Source organism: Psychrobacillus sp. AK 1817, assembly GCF_008807035.1.
In the GTDB taxonomy this organism is placed as follows: Bacteria; Bacillota; Bacilli; order Bacillales_A; family Planococcaceae; genus Psychrobacillus; species Psychrobacillus faecigallinarum.
In genome coordinates this window covers 2,776,437-2,795,877 of the sequence record NZ_CP031739.1, presented here as the reverse complement: position 1 = coordinate 2,795,877, position 19,441 = coordinate 2,776,437, and the positions used below count along the sequence as shown (strand labels likewise).

Annotated in this window: 22 protein-coding genes; 4 read left to right on the top strand and 18 right to left on the bottom strand. The window is 33.5% G+C overall.

Annotated elements, in window-relative coordinates; translation table 11 throughout:
* The first annotated feature begins 74 nt into the window (after positions 1-74).
* Positions 75-719, top strand: a complete 645-nt coding sequence (locus tag D0S48_RS13985) for a hypothetical protein (protein WP_191963805.1) — start codon at positions 75-77, stop codon at positions 717-719.
* A 146-nt stretch (positions 720-865) separates the two neighbouring features.
* On the opposite strand, the gene D0S48_RS13980 is transcribed toward D0S48_RS13985, so the two are convergent.
* The 8 genes from D0S48_RS13980 to D0S48_RS13945 form a co-directional block, all read right to left on the bottom strand.
* Positions 866-1,171, bottom strand: coding sequence for an ArsR/SmtB family transcription factor (locus D0S48_RS13980; protein ID WP_151112193.1), 306 nt, complete (start codon positions 1,169-1,171; stop codon positions 866-868).
* 21 nt (positions 1,172-1,192) lie between these two features.
* Positions 1,193-2,140 carry a cation diffusion facilitator family transporter gene (locus tag D0S48_RS13975; protein ID WP_151112191.1) on the bottom strand — a complete coding sequence of 316 codons (948 nt, stop codon included), beginning with the start codon at positions 2,138-2,140 and terminating at the stop codon, positions 1,193-1,195.
* 265 nt (positions 2,141-2,405) lie between these two features.
* Positions 2,406-2,762 (bottom strand): peptide ABC transporter permease, encoded by a 357-nt coding sequence (locus D0S48_RS13970; RefSeq protein ID WP_151112189.1) that lies wholly within the window; start codon positions 2,760-2,762, stop codon positions 2,406-2,408.
* A gap of 15 nt (positions 2,763-2,777) precedes the next feature.
* On the bottom strand, positions 2,778-3,248 hold the full coding sequence (locus tag D0S48_RS13965; protein ID WP_151112187.1) for a YjdJ family protein: 471 nt from the start codon (positions 3,246-3,248) through the stop codon (positions 2,778-2,780).
* Positions 3,249-3,364: 116 nt separating this feature from the next.
* Complete coding sequence (locus tag D0S48_RS13960) at positions 3,365-3,715, bottom strand: GntR family transcriptional regulator (RefSeq protein WP_151113825.1); 351 nt, start codon at positions 3,713-3,715, stop codon at positions 3,365-3,367.
* 72 nt (positions 3,716-3,787) lie between these two features.
* Positions 3,788-4,327 (bottom strand): PadR family transcriptional regulator, encoded by a 540-nt coding sequence (locus D0S48_RS13955; RefSeq protein WP_151112185.1) that lies wholly within the window; start codon positions 4,325-4,327, stop codon positions 3,788-3,790.
* Between the two features lie 44 nt (positions 4,328-4,371).
* The gene (locus D0S48_RS13950; RefSeq protein WP_151112184.1) at positions 4,372-5,562 is read right to left on the bottom strand and encodes a YhgE/Pip domain-containing protein; all 1,191 of its coding nucleotides are present in this window, start codon (positions 5,560-5,562) and stop codon (positions 4,372-4,374) included.
* 390 nt (positions 5,563-5,952) lie between these two features.
* Complete coding sequence (locus tag D0S48_RS13945; RefSeq protein ID WP_151112182.1) at positions 5,953-6,453, bottom strand: DUF2798 domain-containing protein; 501 nt, start codon at positions 6,451-6,453, stop codon at positions 5,953-5,955.
* Positions 6,454-6,782: 329 nt separating this feature from the next.
* On the opposite strand from D0S48_RS13945, the gene D0S48_RS13940 reads away from it, so the two are divergent.
* On the top strand, positions 6,783-7,187 hold the full coding sequence (locus tag D0S48_RS13940) for a hypothetical protein (protein ID WP_151112180.1): 405 nt from the start codon (positions 6,783-6,785) through the stop codon (positions 7,185-7,187).
* A gap of 164 nt (positions 7,188-7,351) precedes the next feature.
* Here the strand turns inward: D0S48_RS13940 and D0S48_RS13935 are convergent, their stop codons facing one another.
* The 4 genes from D0S48_RS13935 to D0S48_RS13920 all read right to left on the bottom strand — a co-directional run bounded on the left by D0S48_RS13935 (position 7,352) and on the right by D0S48_RS13920 (position 10,644).
* Positions 7,352-8,377: a C45 family autoproteolytic acyltransferase/hydrolase gene (locus D0S48_RS13935; protein ID WP_151112177.1), complete on the bottom strand. Its 1,026-nt coding sequence runs from the start codon at positions 8,375-8,377 to the stop codon at positions 7,352-7,354.
* Positions 8,378-9,154: a MerR family transcriptional regulator gene (locus D0S48_RS13930; RefSeq protein ID WP_144541144.1), complete on the bottom strand. Its 777-nt coding sequence runs from the start codon at positions 9,152-9,154 to the stop codon at positions 8,378-8,380.
* Between the two features lie 393 nt (positions 9,155-9,547).
* Complete coding sequence (locus D0S48_RS13925) at positions 9,548-9,664, bottom strand: YjcZ family sporulation protein (RefSeq protein WP_144541142.1); 117 nt, start codon at positions 9,662-9,664, stop codon at positions 9,548-9,550.
* Between the two features lie 440 nt (positions 9,665-10,104).
* Entirely contained in the window at positions 10,105-10,644 is a 540-nt protein-coding gene (locus D0S48_RS13920; protein WP_144541140.1) for a TetR/AcrR family transcriptional regulator, read from the bottom strand.
* Between the two features lie 139 nt (positions 10,645-10,783).
* Between D0S48_RS13920 and D0S48_RS13915 the strand changes: the two genes are divergently transcribed.
* Positions 10,784-12,169, top strand: a complete 1,386-nt coding sequence (locus tag D0S48_RS13915; protein ID WP_144541138.1) for a DHA2 family efflux MFS transporter permease subunit — start codon at positions 10,784-10,786, stop codon at positions 12,167-12,169.
* Between the two features lie 289 nt (positions 12,170-12,458).
* Here the strand turns inward: D0S48_RS13915 and D0S48_RS13910 are convergent, their stop codons facing one another.
* The 3 genes from D0S48_RS13910 to D0S48_RS13900 form a co-directional block, all read right to left on the bottom strand.
* The gene (locus tag D0S48_RS13910) at positions 12,459-12,857 is read right to left on the bottom strand and encodes a cytidine deaminase (RefSeq protein WP_144541136.1); all 399 of its coding nucleotides are present in this window, start codon (positions 12,855-12,857) and stop codon (positions 12,459-12,461) included.
* A 134-nt stretch (positions 12,858-12,991) separates the two neighbouring features.
* The gene (locus D0S48_RS13905) at positions 12,992-13,648 is read right to left on the bottom strand and encodes a uridine kinase family protein (protein WP_151112175.1); all 657 of its coding nucleotides are present in this window, start codon (positions 13,646-13,648) and stop codon (positions 12,992-12,994) included.
* A gap of 30 nt (positions 13,649-13,678) precedes the next feature.
* Positions 13,679-14,152, bottom strand: coding sequence for a GyrI-like domain-containing protein (locus D0S48_RS13900; RefSeq protein ID WP_144541132.1), 474 nt, complete (start codon positions 14,150-14,152; stop codon positions 13,679-13,681).
* Positions 14,153-14,536: 384 nt separating this feature from the next.
* Here D0S48_RS13900 and D0S48_RS13895 point away from each other — a divergent pair, with 384 nt between their 5' ends.
* Positions 14,537-15,292, top strand: coding sequence for a hypothetical protein (locus D0S48_RS13895; RefSeq protein ID WP_144541130.1), 756 nt, complete (start codon positions 14,537-14,539; stop codon positions 15,290-15,292).
* A 475-nt stretch (positions 15,293-15,767) separates the two neighbouring features.
* Here D0S48_RS13895 and D0S48_RS13890 read toward each other — a convergent pair whose 3' ends face one another.
* The 3 genes from D0S48_RS13890 to D0S48_RS13880 all read right to left on the bottom strand — a co-directional run bounded on the left by D0S48_RS13890 (position 15,768) and on the right by D0S48_RS13880 (position 19,043).
* Complete coding sequence (locus D0S48_RS13890) at positions 15,768-16,136, bottom strand: PH domain-containing protein (RefSeq protein WP_144541128.1); 369 nt, start codon at positions 16,134-16,136, stop codon at positions 15,768-15,770.
* Positions 16,137-17,433: 1,297 nt separating this feature from the next.
* Positions 17,434-17,904, bottom strand: a complete 471-nt coding sequence (locus tag D0S48_RS13885) for a hypothetical protein (protein WP_144541126.1) — start codon at positions 17,902-17,904, stop codon at positions 17,434-17,436.
* A gap of 53 nt (positions 17,905-17,957) precedes the next feature.
* A complete protein-coding gene (locus D0S48_RS13880; RefSeq protein WP_144541124.1) occupies positions 17,958-19,043 on the bottom strand; it encodes a hypothetical protein in 1,086 nt (361 codons plus the stop codon).
* Between the last annotated feature and the right edge of the window lie 398 nt (positions 19,044-19,441).

Below are 19,441 nucleotides of genomic sequence, written 5' to 3'. Positions count from 1 at the left end.
AAGCGACGCACAGTGCAAATATTGTCGGACTAAAATAAACCAAAAATTAAAAGATGAAAGAGGTGAATACAATAATGCTTAACCTAAATATCAGAGACATCAAATTAGAGAACAAAAAGAACAATCGCCACACAAAACATAGACGTGTTGCGCGTCCGGGACTCAAAATGGGAGTCAATTTTCAAACAAGTATTCTGATGATCGTGTGGACTTTCATCCGAAACAGCGTGTGGCACATGACGCCTGCACTATTCCTTCACGGCTTACTGTTCGTCATCCACAGCATTGCGAAAGAGTTAATCGACGGTTACACGGTTCCAAACGGTGGCATTCTATTGCTATTCACCGTCTACGCCATCTGTTTATTCTTCACTATACGCAAAATCAGTGACCATATGGCATACTTCAACGTCAAAACATTGGTGACGCACTACAATATCAACCAGAAGACAATTGCGATTATCAATCAATCGGCGAACCCGAAGCATGACAAAGCATTCATCATGATGGATCACTACCGTACACGAGTCAACCGATTCAGCCTGTTCCCTAGCGTGAAAGAGCTGGCAGTTGAGGACCAAATGTACAAAAATGCATACAAATCAGGCAGCCAAGCCATGAAAACCAATGCAGAGGCGCGCAGACTTCGTTTAGACCTAGAAGCAAAGCACGCGGAGCATATCGCTGCGAAACGAATTGCAGACTGGAAACAGTCCTAGTTCGGCGGCTTGAACGAGTACTATGAACTGGTGAAAAAGCACAGCCATCGCACGATTCCAGCAGTAAGAGACATCATCAGCGATGTGAAAAATTAAGTCATCGCACACAAAAAACCTCACTATTCGATATAGTGAGGTTTTACATATTAATGCTTTGCATGACCCACTGCCTGGTGTAGTAAATTCATCACATGATCATCATCGCTTGAATAATACAAGGTAGTCCCCTCACGTCTAAATTTTACTAAGCGTAAGTTTTTTAAAAATCGTAGCTGGTGAGAAACGGTTGTTTGCCCTAAATTTAATGCCTCTGCGATTTCGTTTACTGAATGTTCCTCACAGCATAAAAAATTTAATATACGAATACGAGTGGGATCACTTAATGCTTTAAAAGTCTGAGATACGACGAATAGCGTTTCATCGTCTAACTCATGCTGTAATTTTTCCTCCATTTCATACCCTCCTATTTATGATTAATGATGATGGTGGTGATGTGCACCTGTGTCCTCGGCTTTAGTTGTACAAAGAATGGAGCAATCATGCTTATGGAATTCTGTTTCCAATTGAATAGTGACATGCTGTATATTTTGATGGGCTAAATCATGCTCAATTTTCTGCAGTAGTTTTTCACCCTCAGCAACTGTCATGTCTTCACTAACTACCGCATGGCAAGAAAGTGCATTCAGTCCACTAGTGATGGACCAAGTGTGTAAATCATGAACCCCTTTAATCTCAGAGTTTTGCTCAATCGTTTGAACAATAACATTCATATCTACGTTTTGTGGCGTTCCTTCCATTAGAACATGAAGAGAAGCTTTTGTTACAAAGTATCCACTTCTTAAAACAAGTGCTGCTACAATCACACTTGCTAATGGATCTGCCCATCCCCAACCAAAGAACATGATAAGTAAGGCAGCAATAATAGCACCGACCGAGCCTAGCATATCGCTGATAACATGTAGAAATGCTCCTCGCATATTTAAGTTGTCTTCCGTGTCACCGCCTCGCATCATAAACCATGCTACAAAAATATTAACTGCTAATCCAATACAGCTAATAATTAGCATTCCGGTTGTAGCTACCTCCGGTGGATTGGCAAATCTAACAATTGCCTCATAAAAGATAAAGAATGCGATTGCCATTAGAGTAATGCCGTTTAACACAGCTGCTAAAATCTCAAAACGCTTATAGCCATACGTTTTGTTCAAATTTGCTGCTTTTTCTCCAAAAGTAAAAGCTAATAAAGCAATAGCCAAAGAAACTGCATCGCTTAGCATATGTCCCGCATCAGACAGCAGGGCCAAGCTATTGGTCAGATATCCTCCTACTGCCTCAATAATCATATAGGTGAAGATAACAAAGAATGAAATGAGCAATACCTTTTTGTTGGCACTATGCGTGTGATTATGTTGATCGGCCATAATAAATCCTCTCCTTCCCCTTAATATAAACAATAAAACTAATATATGATTATATATTCATATATACATAGTATACCATCTTCAATATTTTGTAAACGGGATGAATTAATCAAAGAAGAAAATTAAATTATGGGATAAATCTCCTTTCTAAAGTGACGCATTCGTAGGGTGAGCCATAAACCATCACCGTTGCTGAAGCTAAATAAAACCAAGGAGTTGCCAAAAAAAAAGAAACCTTTACTAATGAAGTATCGGCTCCTTTGCTTTATCGGTATTTCATTTTGGGCCAATATTGGCCTCTCCCTCTTGTTATCAAATATCTGCTCAGCAAAAAAAGTAATAGAGAATATAAGGTTACACCGGCTATAAACAATAAGGCAGGTGCATTGAGGCTGACTTCCTTCAACCCACTATGTTCGTTCCTATGTGCTTCTTCTGCTTTAAACATTGACCATACACATGAAATAGTAAAGCTGTATAGCACAAATAATAACGTATTCTTAAGGTTTATACTTGTTAAAAAGTTGTTGCGTCTCTTATTTTTTGTACTGAAAACTGTCGATAAATATATAAATAAACCGCCATAAACTAAAGAAATAATCAGTATTTCTGAAATACTCATAAGGAAATCTCCAATTTAGTTTGTAATTTCTTTATTATTGTTTTTAATAACGAATGTAAGTGAAATAACAACAGCTAAGATACCTAATAATAAAGAGGTATTAAAAAGCATTTTTAAACCCGTCGTTGGTGAACCTGATACTAAACTACACAGGACCAAGGACATAATCCCAACACAAGCTAAAAAATAATAAAATGGCTGAGTATTACCCTTAAATAAAACGAAACCAATAAGGATAAGTAAGTACGTTCCACTTACAAGCATAGCTAAAGGGTAGGCAGGAGCGAATTTAGCAGCATATATAAAATAGTCTATTGTCCAAATATCATTCGCATGGTTTACAGATCCATTGATCCACTTCGAAAAAATAGCAGTATGCTTCCATTCCCATGTAGAGTGTATAAGCGTACTCCCTTCATACCAAGCTGCGATTGTAGAAAACGCTAAAACCATTATAGCTAAACCTGCTTGAATCGATAGTTTCAAAAACTTCTCACCTCCATTTTAATCTATTTTAACATTATTTCCCTTATAATGGATAAAAAAACTGCTCAATAAGTCTAAACAGCTTTTTATCCAAGTATTATAAAATTTTTGGCTTACTAATCACTACTTCTTGTTAGTTGCGATATACCAACCACAATTGCTAAAATTACAAAACCAACGAGAACAACCGTATTTGTTATTGGTTCGGTAATCCTAGGAATAGAGTCTTGAAAAATCTTTAAAAGTATTACAAATAATATCACTATGGAATAAATAAAGCCATTCTTCTCCAATTCATACGCCCGCTTAGTTGTAATAACGCTAATGTCTAAATCCTTTGCAAGCTGTCGCATAGAAGGTAGGGACTGCCCTTTCTTTAATTCACCTGTAAGGATTAGTTTTTTAATCTGCAAGTAAATTTGCTCGTAAATTGGTTCCTTTGAATTGTTTGAAATAATAATTTGTATGCAAAAAACCATAAATGTATTTCATAAGAAAAAGGGTTATTCAGCCATTTCCATAGCTGAATAACCCTTATTTTATATTTCATTTCTTTCAATTCTTTTAATTAACTCCTCGAGCCAATACGTAGTATGCTCTTTTTTACTTGAAAAATATTCTCCAAGATACTTTACTAAATGCTCTTTTTCTTCCGATAACTGTACTTTAATTTCCAAATCCTTAATATGAGCCCAATGTTCTTTGATTCTAGCTAGTTTTTGATAAAGTAACTCAATCACTTTTTCTCGATCCACGTATTCAATGTTCGCTAACGCTATAACCATTCCGCTAATTGTATCGGCATTCCCAAATAATTGATAAATCTTTTGTGGTAAGGCTTCTCTACCTTTATCAGTAATAGCAAATACTTGTTTATCTGGTCGATGTTCTTCCTTAATAATTTCTACTGGCTCTATTAGCCCTTGCTTTACTAACGATTCAAAGTGATAGTACAGTTTGCTTTCTGTAACTCCGCCTAATTGGTCAAAGGGGATAGGCTCTGAAAGCTCTTTTTTTAATTTATATGGATAGTTATTATCCTGCATTAATTTACCCAAAATATATATTTGAATTGCCATATAGTACCGCTCCTTTGGCAAGAATTATATTCATTGTAGCAAAATCATACAGTAATTTCAGTATTATTTATAACATCCTTTGTATCCTCTACCAAAGTAGCTTCTAATGGAACTTTTTTATGGACGAAGGCAACAAGCAAAATATTAATTAGCATTGCTCCTAAACCTACTGCAATCATACCCCATACAAAAGGCGCTGGACTAATACTACTATACATATTAGCAAAGTATGCTTGGACAGAGTAATACATAGGCGAAATATAACTTACCCATTCATACGGACCATACATCATGTCTCTTGTAATTGTAGCGCCATTAGCAATTGTTTGTACAAGAAGCACTGGTATGTTGAGAATCATACCACCCTCTCCAACAAGGAATATAAACATTGCTGTAAAGTTGAAGGCAACCATGTAGTTTAAAACTTGCTGTCCGAAAAGACTTAAGAATAGTTCTCCACTTGGTTCATTTACTAGATAAGCAATACCCATTGATGCTAATCCTGCTAATACTGCGATTATTAACGCAGTCAATTGCACATATACGAATAAACGAGTTTTACTCGCTTTCCCACGACTTTCGTTAAAGGAAGCTACTAATTGCATTGCTGCAATCATTGCCCCTACATAACCAGCCATCGTTAAGAACATAGGCAACATATTGTTATGCATACCATCTGGAATGTCATTTATAGTCACTACGTTTCCAACATAAGAAGTTTCAATCATTTTTGCCATATCAGCAGCTTGCTCCTCCGGCACATTAAAGTTCATTAATACTCCCTGTGCTGTTTGCTGAGAAAACTGAGCGCTTAACTGATTGTTTATTTGCGTAATAATAGATGTCATAGAGGATGAAACAACCGTTGCTCCTGCTTCATTTACTGTGAAATCAATACTGGATGATACTTCACCGTTTTCCATATCTGCTGAAAATGTTTTTGGAATGTGCACTACTAGAGTAATTTCATTCTCTTCTAATTGTTCTAATGCTCTTTTATTGGTTAAATCTGTTTTAACCTCTTCAAAAGGTAAATTTTCTTTTAGCTGATCGGCAATCATCGTACCGTATTCCCCAGCATCATCATTAACGATCGCTATAGGTAGTTTATCGATATTACCTGGAATAGCCGTATACCCAGGTAAAAAGATACCTAGCATTGCAACTGCATAAAATATCCCCATAAAAATAGAAGCAATAGCTCCCTTTGTTTTCAAAAATTGTGTAAACTTCATGTGTTTAATTTTCCTTCTTTCAAATAAAATTAATTTCTTATATACTTTAAATAAAGTACTTTAATTAGAGTACTTTGTTTATATAACTTTGTTAGTATAATCCTTTATTTTTAGATAGGCAAATGAAAAAGCTCTCTTTTACATATTCTTGCGATAAACTTGTCCAAAATAAGACGAAATCAACATATCACAGCATAATGTAGATAATGTCTTAAATTAAATTAACTATATAAAGAGCTGAAGGATAATCGTTCTTAGTAGTAAGACCCCAGTTTCTCAACTCCGGGTTATGCCTCCAATAGCTGAATGGTGTATCAAAGATATAAAAAAAATAAGAGCCCTGCCTGAACAAAATTTGTTCAGGCAGGGCTCTCTCTATTTTCGTATTAATTAGGCACTTACTACTTTATTTGCTTTGTTTTGATGCATTTTTTTCATAACAAATCTTGCAATAGGCTGTGCAACAATCAATTCAATCCAAAATGCGATAGCGAAGTTTCTCGGCCAAATATGAAGAAAGTTTTTAAAAGGATCTAGAGTAACTTCACCCATGCCAATCCATGTGCCGATTATAGATAAACAGATAGACAAAACGGTTACATTTAATACAGTATTCAATAAAATACGAGCATTAAAGCCATCAGTTTGTCCAACAAACTTTGGCATTATTTTACCTACAAGTGGTCCTGCAACTAGTCTAACTAATAATACTACGACGACCCACATAATAGGAATAATCTTTAGTGTATCTATATAAACTTCTTTGCTAAATTCACGTTCCAACCCCATAATAATTGGAGCAATCGTGTTGACGGAAATAATTGAAATGATTAATAAAAACAAAATACCTTCTTTTGCATTTTGAGGTAGACGATTCTCTCTGTATTGCATAAATTTCATCTCCATACTGTAATATTTCAGATGGCAGATACCTGCAAACAAAAAAAATTGTGCAAAAACGGCACAAAAAAAGCAAGACCATACAGATGGCCCTACTTATTGCTGCACACTGATATTTAAATTATAACACAATTCTTAAAGCTAAGGAGAACTATTTATCCTTTTTTTAACAAATTAAATGATTCAGTTAATATGAGTTATAAAATAGTTGATGGTAAAGTATATTTTCTTTCTTCTTATAATAGTTCCATTAAAAGTCTAATTCTATAAAGCATACTGCCATATATTATAGATAGGTTACTCTGTTAGGAGGTGAGCATATGCCACTTTTTTCACCAGTTCCGGGAAGATCTTTTCCCCCAAGAAATAGACAAGTATTTGGCCCTCCATATCAGGGGCAACAGTTTGGCGGCCCTTATCAGGGACAACAGTTTGGTCCTCCTTATCAGGGACAACAGTTTGGTCCTCCTTATCAAGGACAACAATTTGGCCCCCCTTATCAAGGGCAACAGTTTGGTCCTCCTTATCAAGGACAACAGTTTGGAGCCCCTTATCAAGGACAGCAGTTTGGCCCTCCTTATAATAATAGAGGGAACCAATCTTCTCCAGGTGTTTTAGGAAACCTACCAAATCACATCAACACACTTATGGGTCATGCAGGTACGATACGGAATGGTTATACTATGATGAGACAATTAGGGTCTGTTATAGGTTTGTTTAGATAGTGAAAAGCCGATGTTCTTTTACATATGGGACATCGGCTTTTTCTAATAATACTACTCCCATGCAAAAATTATGAGAGGCTAGTAAAGTAAACCAATAAAATTTGATTAGTTTAAAAATGATTGAGAATACAGAGATCGGATTAATTTGGCCTCAATCGTTACATTCACTGTTGTCTGATTTCTCCTCTAATAGAGCTTGGTAGACTTATGTTCTGGTTAATAAAATCTAGTAATTTTACTGTATAAGGCTTACAATTTTCACCTACTCCAAACGTGATGCTTAAATCTTGTGGGGAATAGATAACTGTGTGTAATGTACCAAAATATTGTTTGTAATAATTAAAAAAGAGTGGAGATTTTCCGTCATTAAATTGATGGTACAACTGATTTTTAGATAGTGTTTTTGTTAATAGTTCATTTAAGTACGTTTTACGCAAAATAGAACTCTGTATATCTTTTCTATTTTTTTCTTTTAATCTATGCGCTTCAAAATGATTAGTACAAGTGATTTGTTTATCTATATTGATATGTATGTTGTTAGAAGCAGCTTCTACAACAACCCCTTTTCCACTACTATCTGTCATTGAATAATTATAACAATAGGCATGAGGAATTTTTTCTATCAGTTCAATTGCTTCCTCTACGTTTTTACAGTTATCCAAGAGAATACGGACTATTGTAGTGGCCATAAAACCTTCTTTACGTTCTTCATTGTTTACAAAATGTAATCCTACAACTAGACCTTTTTCATTCATCCCATCGAGCCTACCAATGATTTGTTGACTAAAACCAACGGATGCATACCCACCTTTTGGTTTCATAAAAACTAATCTTGAGTCATAAAAGTCTGGACTAAAATCGTAATTCCGTACGTACATGCCATTACTAACAAAAGACGTGCAGCCCATTGTTGGGAATTCCATATCATATCCACTATATAATCGAATTGCATGAGGAATATTCATTCGAGCACCTTTTGCAAGTCCTTTGATTTCTTCTAAAATACTTGGGGAGATTTGCTCCAGCCATTTTTCACTTTTCTCGTATTTTGAATGTGCTGTCATCTTCTTTAACATTTCTTGATTTTCAGATGCTACCGAAGTAAGTAATTCCTCACCTTGCTGTACACCAATTTCGAAATAGCTTCCTTGCAATTTTACTAACTTCAATATTAGCTCTTCATTGGACAATTACTTCCTCTCCTCTTCCTCTAAATGAAATACAGGCAAAATAATTTCCATTTCCATAAAATCATTTCCGTAATAGCATTCCATTATAGAACCAACTGGAATCCACTCATTTTCATTTGCGTATTCCAATAATTTCAAATACCCATATTTAACCATCTTAATAGACTCTTTAAATGGAAGTGCAAGTACAATACAAGGCTGCATAATTTCTATTGTAAAAGGTCTCTCTATTTGCTCTAAATCTACTTTGGAGTCTATTACAAAACCAATCCTTACCTTTAAAAAATGATCTCCAGATAAATACCTTAAATAACAATTCTCAAATGTAATGTTCCTCCTTTTTAACAGCTTTGCCTTCGCTTTAATATGCTCACCAAATTCACCAACTTCGCCCTCACTATCAAACCAAATAATTACTTCTTCAGATTTTTCCTTTAAATAAATTGGCTCATTTAAGGAATTGCTATCTAAAAAACGATAGCTAACATCTAATAATTTTCTTTGCTTCTCAAGATTGCTCTTCCATACAGTTACCATCTCGTGCTTTCGAAAATTATCTTTTTCTAGGAGATATCTTTGAATATCTTTTAGAGGCACATTTATAAGTCGCAAGCTGGCTATTAACTTTAACATTTCTATCTGATCATCTTCATATACTCTGTAGCCGCTCATATTTCTATTGGAACGAATTAAATCTTTTGTTTCATAAAATCTGATTGCGCTTGGGGAAATACCGGTCTTTTTAGATAATTCTTTAATAGTAATAGAATGCTTCAAATAATTACCTCCTTAAATACATCATAAACCTTAAAGTAACTTGAACCTCAAGAAAAATAAATGACAGAATTCCTCGTAATTCACATCTTACAATCCTTTACATTTTTCTAATTAATTCAAGTATAAAAGAAATGAAAGATGACACGCATTTTTATGTATTTAAATTTTTGCATATGCTAACTTTTATTGTAGATGCTAAAAAAAATCGACTAGCTCACTTAAGAGGAAGTCGACTTTTTTAGAAAAGAGATACAAAATGGGAATGTATCATTATAACCTAATTGATTCTTTTTTTTTCTTTTTAAAGATCGTGTAGAAAACTGACAAATAAAATGACCCACGACCAAAAGTCTTGTAGTCAAAGCTGAAACACTACCTTATTCTCCACCATGCTTAATAAATAAAGCTTGCTCCTACAATAATAAGTAGGATAAACAGTACTACAAGCAAAACGAAGCCCGATCCACTATTACCGTAACCGCCGCCACCTTGACCTTCATATCCAGACATCATATATACCCCCTTTCCTACTGATACTTACAGAATATGAAAAAGTAAGCATGTGGATAAGGTAATATAACACGTATCAAATAAATAATTTATTGAGCACTGATAATAAATTGTTTATTGCCCGTTAGCAATAGGTAAGCTTTTGAAGCTATCTTGGATTTTAACTGGCTCTTTCTTTTTTTATATGCACATTTATTTTTCCTTCTTTTTATTTTGGAAATAAAAAACAAGGTTTAGATAAAATTACCCAACGGAGTAAAACCAGTTAACCTTTTCAATATCAATTTGTGATGACTTGTCTGTCTCACTCATCCCACAAGAGGCGCAATTGCTTTACTTTTTGATTTAAAGGAAGGAGCCGCCATTATATGTTCCCTATTTGTTTCCATAGATAGGGAACATTTTGCATTTGAAAGGACAATATAAAAAGTAGCGAACACTCAAGTTCTATACATAAGATTGATTTGATCAGCAATATATGCTGAATCTAAATGTAAGCCATATTTTAACCACCACATAATGACGCCGACAATAGAAGCAGTTTTAATATCTTTGTCTACAAAGGTTTTTCTTCCTATATTTTTAGATTGATTTCTCCGGGTTACAATCAAATCCTTCATCAAAAAAAGTAAATGTTTTTCAACTTGTTCAAACTGCACTAACGCAAGTATATGATTTCTTTGCTCACGCAGATAATCCAATAGCTGTATTAAGTTCTCTTTTCTATTCCTATCAAAAACGGCAGTCAAATTTTCTATTTTGTCTGTTAGCACTTGTAAAATGTCATATGTTAAATGTTCCTTTAATTCATTAATATTTTGATAGTGTAAATAAAAGGTGGTTCGGTTTAAATTTGCTCTCTTCGTTAATTCTTGAATAGAAATTTGGTGTAGAGAGTGACCTTCTTGTAACAGTTCAAGTAGGGTAGCTTTAAGCATTTCCTGTGTACGAATGGCACGAGGATCTTCTTTAAAAGACATTTAAATCATTCCTTTTATATATTAAATTTCTACTAATCGACAGAAATGACTTGATTGTATATGGACGTTTTAATTCTTCTGCTATGATATTTTTCAGACACTATGTCGATAATATGTATTATATGGGAAGGAAATTAATATGCAAAATGAAATATCAAATAGTACTAAAAAGTTACTAATTATTATAATGATAACTGGAACCTTTTTTTCTACATTAAATCAAACATTGTTAAATGTTGCATTTAGTGATTTAATGGTTGTTTTTGATGTAAGCACGGCAACGATTCAATGGTTAGCAACAGGATTTATGCTTGTAAATGGTGTGTTAGTACCTATCACAGCTTACTTAATGAAACGTTTTTCCACACGTCAGTTATTTATTAGCTCAATGCTATTTTTACTAATAGGCTCTATTATCTCAGCATGTGCAAATAATTTCGGCATACTATTAACAGGTAGAATGGTTCAAGCAGTAGGTGCTGGAATTATCATTCCTTTAATGATGACTGTAATTGTTTATTTATATCCGGCTGAAAAACGCGGAGCAATGATGGGGAAGATTGGCTTTGCAATTATTTTTGCACCAGCAATTGCACCAACATTAGCAGGCTTTATTTTAGAGTACTTATCTTGGCGATGGTTATTTATCATCATGGTTCCATTCGCAGCATTGATTATTATTCTAGCAAGTAAATATTTAATTAATGTAGCTGAAACATCAAAAGTAAAGCTCGACATAATCAGTGTTATATATTCAACTGTTGGCTTTGGACTTGTACTTTTTGGCTTTAGTAGTGCAGGCAGCAAAGGATGGGATGATCTTATCGTCATTACATCAATTATTGCCGGTTTGCTTGTAACAATATTATTCTGTCATCGACAAATAAAGGCTACTGAACCTTTATTGAATTTAAATGTATTCAGATTTAAAATTTTTACGATGACGTCGATAGTCAATATTGCGATTACAATATTAATGTATGCCGATTTAATATTACTGCCGATTTATTTGCAAGATGGCCGAGGTTTTACAGCACTTGAAGCAGGATTATTATTATTACCTGGCGCCATTATCAATGCTATGCTTTCCCCAGTAACCGGTAAGCTATTCGATAAATTTGGAGCAAAACCTTTATTCATTCTAGGAACAGGTTTAATCGCTTTATCCATGCTTGCAGTGATTGATTTATCACCAGAAACAACAACAGCATATATTTTAGTTCGTACAATTTTATTACGTATAGGTTTGGCGTTTATTACGATGCCATTAAACACAGCCGCGTTAAATTCATTACCAAAAGAATTAGCCTCTCACGGATCTGCGATCAATAATACAGTTCGCCAACTGGCTGGAGCGATTGGTACAGCAGTTATCATGACAATTTATTCTATTCAATTATTGAATGTCTCTTTAGAATCTACGACAGGTTATATTGGTGCAACAAGTAACACATACTTATATATGTTTGTTATCTCTATGATAGCGTTCATTATCACATGGTTTACCCCGAAAAAGACAAATTAAAATAATTTTAATACACTTCGATAGAGGCTGGGACAAAACCCACCTTAGAAAACCAAAAGCCCCGAAAATTTTACGACATGTAAAATTACCGGGGCTTTTTTGTCTTCTCCAAGGTCTTTGTTCTCCGCTATGACGGACGGGGCACGGGTCGAGCCTGTAGTCTCTCCCCCGTGCTTGTCCCCTAGGAGTCGCCGCCTTCGCTCCGAACAAATAGAAGGAGCCTATTTTGAGAAAACTCAATAAAAAAGGCTCCTAATACTTATTGTATAATAATATCTATATCTTAATATTACATCTCTAAATCTGTGAATGCGTAAGGTAATAATTCTCTTAAGGTCAATTCTAATATATCTTTCTTTTCATTAGTTAAATAAACTGGCATTTCAGGTAAACAAAATTCAGCTAAAACTTGTCTGCAAATGCTACATGGTGGAAGAAAATCAACCGTATCGCCTGCTACAGCTATAGCTTGGAAATCACCTTTTTTATAACCATTCGCTACTGCAGTATATATAGCTGTTCTCTCAGCACAATTAGTTGCACCTAATGAAACGTTTTCCACGTTTACTCCATTAATTACAGTACCATCTTTTAATAATAATGCTACTCCAACCGGGAATTTGGAATACGGTACATATGCTTTTACTTTCATGTTACGTGCACTTTCCATTAACATTTCTTTATTCATTTTATCCATCCTCTTTCAAATAAGAATGAACTTTTCACAGTCCCCTTTACGCCAACGTTTGTTGGCAGGACTTCTAATATAATATTTCTACAATGTTTTTGTCAATGTCGTTAGTTATTATAGTAATCATATATCTATGAAACTGGAAATTTAAATGTATTTTTTTCTATATAAACTGTGTCATTAGAATTTTTGATAATGATATTAAAATGCTTACTGTACGGATGCATAAACACTTCGTACTGAATTCTTCTTTCATCATGAGATTGTGTTAAGTAATTCAGATCGGCACCCCTTTCAACAATATCACGGCCCGACCTTCTCATTAATTCTGTTTCACCATCTGTATAGAAGTAAATTTTTAAATCAAATAAATCTGGATTAATAAATCCTACACTCATTCCTTCTACAATCGTAATTTTGTTTTTCGAAGATATTAGCTCGCTTTTCATATAATCTGTATCAATCGTATATAAATCTAAACCATCTCTAACCATTTGAATATCTCTTTCTAAAGAAATTAAATGATGAGCTGATGGATGGCATGCCGTCATTTTATACCGATGATTTTCGTTTTGGTATGTATAGTCGATAATGGCATGTTTTCGAATGTTTGAGGTAATAATATATGGATCTGTATTAATATAATTCACTTCATTTTCATTTAGTAGGCTTATTAATCTATTGGCAAACGTTGTTTTTCCCGCAGCACCATGTCCTGAAACACCAATAATAATTTGTTCATTCGTCATTCTAACCCAATATATAATTTCTTGTAATAGCTTATCCATCATTATCTCCTTTTATTAATGAGCTGTATTTCACAACGATCTGCTCACCTTAGGAAAGTAAATCTCAGTCATTCCTTTTGGCTGTAAAGAATCATTAAATGTTTCGAGCCTAGCTTTTCCTATATCGAGATCGTATTTCTTTTGATTATCCTGGGAACTAAAATACCGCCAGAAAGAACAAATATGTTTTTCTTCAAATCTAAAAACTACATATTCTTCCGCGGACAGGCTTAAAGATACCATCCCTTCCGGTACTTCTTCGATTTTATTAACCATTAATCCTACAGTCATTTTTGATCCATTGTCATGTATCACCATAAAGGTGTTACTAGTCAATGTTTGTTCCATTATTTCGTTTTTTCTCGCTTCAACTCTTGCAAAGAGTTCCTGTTCTTCTTCATAAGACTGTGGTAATTGTTTTTGTAGTCCAATTAAAAATATTTTTTTGAATTGCTCCGTACGAATTGTCCAAAGTGCTTCCATGTCTATAGTATTTTGTTCCATCGTACACATCACCTTTCTTCTATTTTTCTCTACTTTTATTTGTTTGTTACTGTTTTAATACGGCATGGCAATATAAAAAAATCGTTCGCTTATATGAATTATAAGCAAGCGAGTTTAACATTTCCATATTTAAACATTAATTTATAAACTTAATCTTTGCTAAAAACTTAAACAAAATGAATATGATTGGATAGGTTATCAACTATAAGTTGTTCTCATTATGAGTTATATTTTTAGTCCTATTGAAGTTATACTACCGGCTATCCTAGTTTAAGATTAGTTTTTGAAAGAGGTTTTTAGGGTAAATTCAATTGAAGAAGATAAACAAAAAAGAAGAGAGGGATTACGCTGAAAAAGCTAATAATACTACCTTTTATTTTTGTAATGATGACTGCTTGTGGAAATGAAGATAATAAAGCTTTACAAAAGGATGATCCTGAACAAATAGTAGACGATGTTGAAATAAATAATGGTCAGTCAGAAGAGCTAGGAACAGAATATAAAGAACCAGTTAAATCGAATGAAAACGTAACAAGTGATAGTAATGCTAGAAATACAAATTTCGAAAGTATTATCCCGAGTGACTGGGACATTCAGTTACCAACAGATTTCCCTGTGACAAAAGGAAAACATTTAACGGCTATTGCTTCTTCAAAACAGAATGTTGTAACTTTTGAATTTTATCAAACAGACAAACAACTAGAGATGAACGATCCTAAGATAAAAGAAAGTGGGCAATTAGTTGGGCAGTTAGTAATTACTAAACATGCCACGGCAAAATCCGCAGGTGAAGAAATAGATAAAACGGTTTTCAGTGATGGGGAAGCTGTTGATTTAGGGCATGGTATAACTGGGTATCAAGATGCAGGAGCAGGCTCAATATTTACAAGTTGGAATGAAGGGCGCTGGGCCATTATTGCACGTTCAACAACAGAAAAATCAGAGGAAAGCTTAACGATAGCAAAAGAAACTGTGGAATTTTTGGAAACACATATGATGCCAATTCCAGAGCAATATGGCCATCTGCATATTGATGCAAATGATCAAGGTAGCCTTGCAACATGGCAAAAAGAAAAATTTGTCTATACGCTAACAAATTTTGGTGACAACACGCTTAATTGGCTTATAACTTTTGAATAAATACAACAGAAATCCTAGTTGGTTGAAAGATTCACTTTTTCGGTATAAATACACTAGAATCCACCACAAGGCATGGGTTATATGGGGAAGAAGAAAGTGATTACAACGATTTTCATCAATAAAAAGAACTCATTCTTCTCAATATTAATCCTTCTTTTAGGACAAGCCACTCATTAGAAAAAACCTGTTCAGTTACAACATAGTTGCTAACTCCAAAATTCAATATTCTCTCTCTTAATATGTCTGAAGAGTGCTTCACCTTCTGAATTGCCGATATTCACCTAACAACTAAAAAAGCCAAGGAAGCTGTGATTTCCTTGGCTAACCATTACATTTATTTCCTTAACAGCTAAATATTCTGGAACATTATAGCTGTTATAGTAATTCCAAACGGATTCTGCATCCTCTTTGAAGTCTGCTTCACAATTTGTCACACTGGAAATACGATAAGACCCTGAAGATAGAGCCTATATAATTAGGGCGTTTGATCATTTATGTGAGAGCAACGCATCAAGATATTTTTCTCTAGTTGTTCTGGATCCTCGCTTTCAACCACTATTTTGTCAAATTCAAATCCTTTCAAACCAAGGATAGCTACTTTATTTGCGTCATGATAGGATAAGAAATATTTCTTTTTATCAATAATGAAAATCCCAGCTTTATAGCCAATTGTAGTAATACCTGTTCTTTTTACAGCTGTCAAAGGAAACTTGAAATTACTAATTTGTACTTCTTCAACCGAATTGTAAGGAATTTCTATCTTTTTTCTTAATGTAGTAACCATTGTCTTGCCTGATATATTCAATATTAAAGAAGTATCACCAAATTCAATTTGAACACTCACCTTTTATCACCTCCTTTACAATGTCAGAATCGTTTCTCCACACATCTTTAAAGTTCAATATGTCAAAATATTTTAATAATACATACGATTTAATAACCACTTGGTTTCATCATACTGTTCCGTTGGTTCAAGTGAAAATTTTTGCAATCAGCTATTTTAATATAATTATCCAATAAAAAAACACCACTCAGTAAACTAGAGAGGTGATTTAAATATCAGTTGCCAACTATGATCTAACTGGATGTCCAGTTACATTATAGTCGGTATCTCAAAAATTCAATAACAGCAACAAAATACGGGTTTTTCGTAATATTTAATTTTAGTTGGTAACCCATCTAATTGCACCATAAGGTTTTTACATTATAGTTAGTAACTCAATGTTATGGTTTTAACTTTAAAGTACGCATTAATATTATTAATTATTTCGGCTAGCGAATATTTAACTAAGCACCCGTTAGTTGAAGAGTGCTTATTTGACTTTCTTGGCAATATACATAATATGTTCTGCTAAACCCAGCATATCTTCGCGTTCGCATACTTGCTCTGCTAAGTCTAGCCACGCAGACACCACTTCAGGCGGTCGGCTAAGGAGTTCTGCCTCACGTAGATATAAAAAACTTTCGAATTAAGCAAATGTAGTTTTTCAAGACTAAACTGTTCGAAAAATGGAAGTACATCTTTAGGACGAATAAAGAAATTATCGGTAAACCCGTGACCTTTAAAATTCACATCATCCAGCATGATATTTAGTTGTGATTTTTGCTCGTCAGATGGGGAGAAAATCACCAATAGCGAGTCAAATAGCAACCGATTTTGCATATGTTTTAGACATTGATTAACAATAAAATAAGCTAGAAAAAACGCACAGATTTTTGTGCCTGTGCGTTTTATTACTTACCATATTTCTTAATAAATCACGTATCACTTGTTCAACCATCGTGCCCGTTTGTAGCACGATAAATCGCTTCTAATTTGTAGTGTTTATTAATGCTCCCATTAATTCAGTGAGGTTGCGTAGGTAGCTAACAACACGGAAACTATTAAGGGCAAGAATTAATAATGAGATGGCGATTATAAACTTTAATACCTTTTCCATATGATACTCCTTTTGAAAATAAAAATGTTAAAGAAATCCTCTGCAAAATGGCTGTAGGTTTGAAATAAAGTTTGATTAAAAGTATGCTTCAACCATTGATTTTTTTAAAGAAGAAACTCACTCATTTTGAAAAAAGATTGATCAAATGAGTGGGTTTGGTTTTGCAGGGAATTTAGTTTTTATAAAAAAGATTGATTAAAATCACATCCAAATAGCCTGACCTATTACACTTTTAATCCTTCCAAGCCAATAATAGCTTATTCCTTCTAATTTTAAAATTTCATTATCATTAGCATTGAATAAATCTTTTACCGATTCATACCCAGCATTTTTTAATATTGATATTTTATAATCTGTTAATCCGTATGGATAGGCATTAGACTTCTCTAAAATTTTAATATCTGACGATAAGATACCTAACTCTTTAAACTCATCTAATTCCGGCAATTCCACTTCATCTAATTTACTTTTTTTGAAAATTTGAGTGTACTCTTTCTCATGAGTTAACCACTTTTTAAGAAGATCATTTGTTAATCTCCCATGAGGAATAACCTCTAATAAATTACATAGATTGAGTGTATATCGAGCTCCTCTTCCACCACTTTTCATAGCCCTTGAAGATTCTCGTTTAACTATAAAGCCCGCATATTCTAATATCTCAATTTCTAACAAGTACTATATAACATTTAAATAAAAGAAAAAGGATTAAAACGAACGGGTAAACATTACGTATTCCAGTTTTCATCATTAGTAGTGGTGTATAGTTGACTAAAAATTATAGTAAAGTCATTAATTATCTCTTTTCGTTTTAACATTCTATAATACCCTTCAAATGTACCTACAATATCTATACGTCCTTTTACTGTTAATTTAACGATGAAATCCTCAACCTCAATTGTTTCGGTAAGTATACTACCTAATAAATATTTATTATCAAAGCCAAATTCACTTTGTCTATCTAAATAAGTCAATATATCCTGCTTAGATTTAAAGATAATTGTACAAGACAATTCTCTAGTTTTATTACTTAGCTTTTGACTTCTTTTGGCTTGCTTTATTTGCTTTCTTTTCAAATCAAGTTGAGAAAAGTCGTAAACTTCTTCAATCTTTATCGTAACAAATTCTACGTAATTAAGTACCAGTTCTAACGAAGCTATAAAATAGTCTTCTTGAACGGTTAAGCGTTTTCCAACACTCTCACTTCCACCTTGTATAAAATTATCAAAATAAATTCCATCAATGATGCCACCAGCATGTACAAGGAGATTCCTTCTCGAGTATAACTCCTTTATTTCTGTTTCGTCTAAGTTGGAGTTGGCTGTATTTATGTTTAATTTCGTCCTTAAAAACTTATTTATTTCTTTGTAACCACCTAATACAACATTTCTTACTTTATTTTGAATAATTTCGTTTTGGATTTCCTTTATATCACTAATGTTGAGTAAATCAACGACTTTATATTCCTTAGTGCCCTCTGTTTTAAAAGGGTTTAATGTTATTTCACCTAATTCTAGCAAAACATCATTGAAATATAATTCCATAATTGATATAAGCCTTACAAACAATGATTCTCTTAACATATTTGCATATCTATCTGATAAATTCCTTGTTAATTCACTCGGAGACCTAGATATTAGTTCATTTTTATAGTGAAATTTATTGTTATTAGAAATTAATTTTGTTTCCAATTCATCATTTACTCTTGAGATTGTTTCCTCATAGGAAAAAATCGTAACGTAATATATTTTCTTTACCCTACTCCATTCAGTTCTGAAATTTTGAAATGCTCTAATCTTAGTTTTGTATTCCAATTTTAATCTCCCTTTATGTTAATTTTTAATAAGAATTACCTACCATAAGGTAATTTTAATTATCAAATATTGTTTTAGAGATTAGCAAATCTCTACGTTTTTTTATGTATTGCTTTAAGTTAATATCTCACTTTCCAGTTCCAATATTATCCTTTCCACTAGTATATCACCGCTACTTATTAAGCGGGAAATTTAACGTTGCGGAAAAAACAAATGCTATAGCATTTTAATCATATTACGATACCACAATCGATTAGGAAGTTAGGAAGTCTCTTTATTGGTTAATCTTATGTTACTTTCTCCTTTAAATTATTCAATTTTTTAAACAATAAATATTGAAACAGGGAGGGGAAATTATTTAAAAAAAAAACGAGGATGATAAAGTAACCTATTGCTAT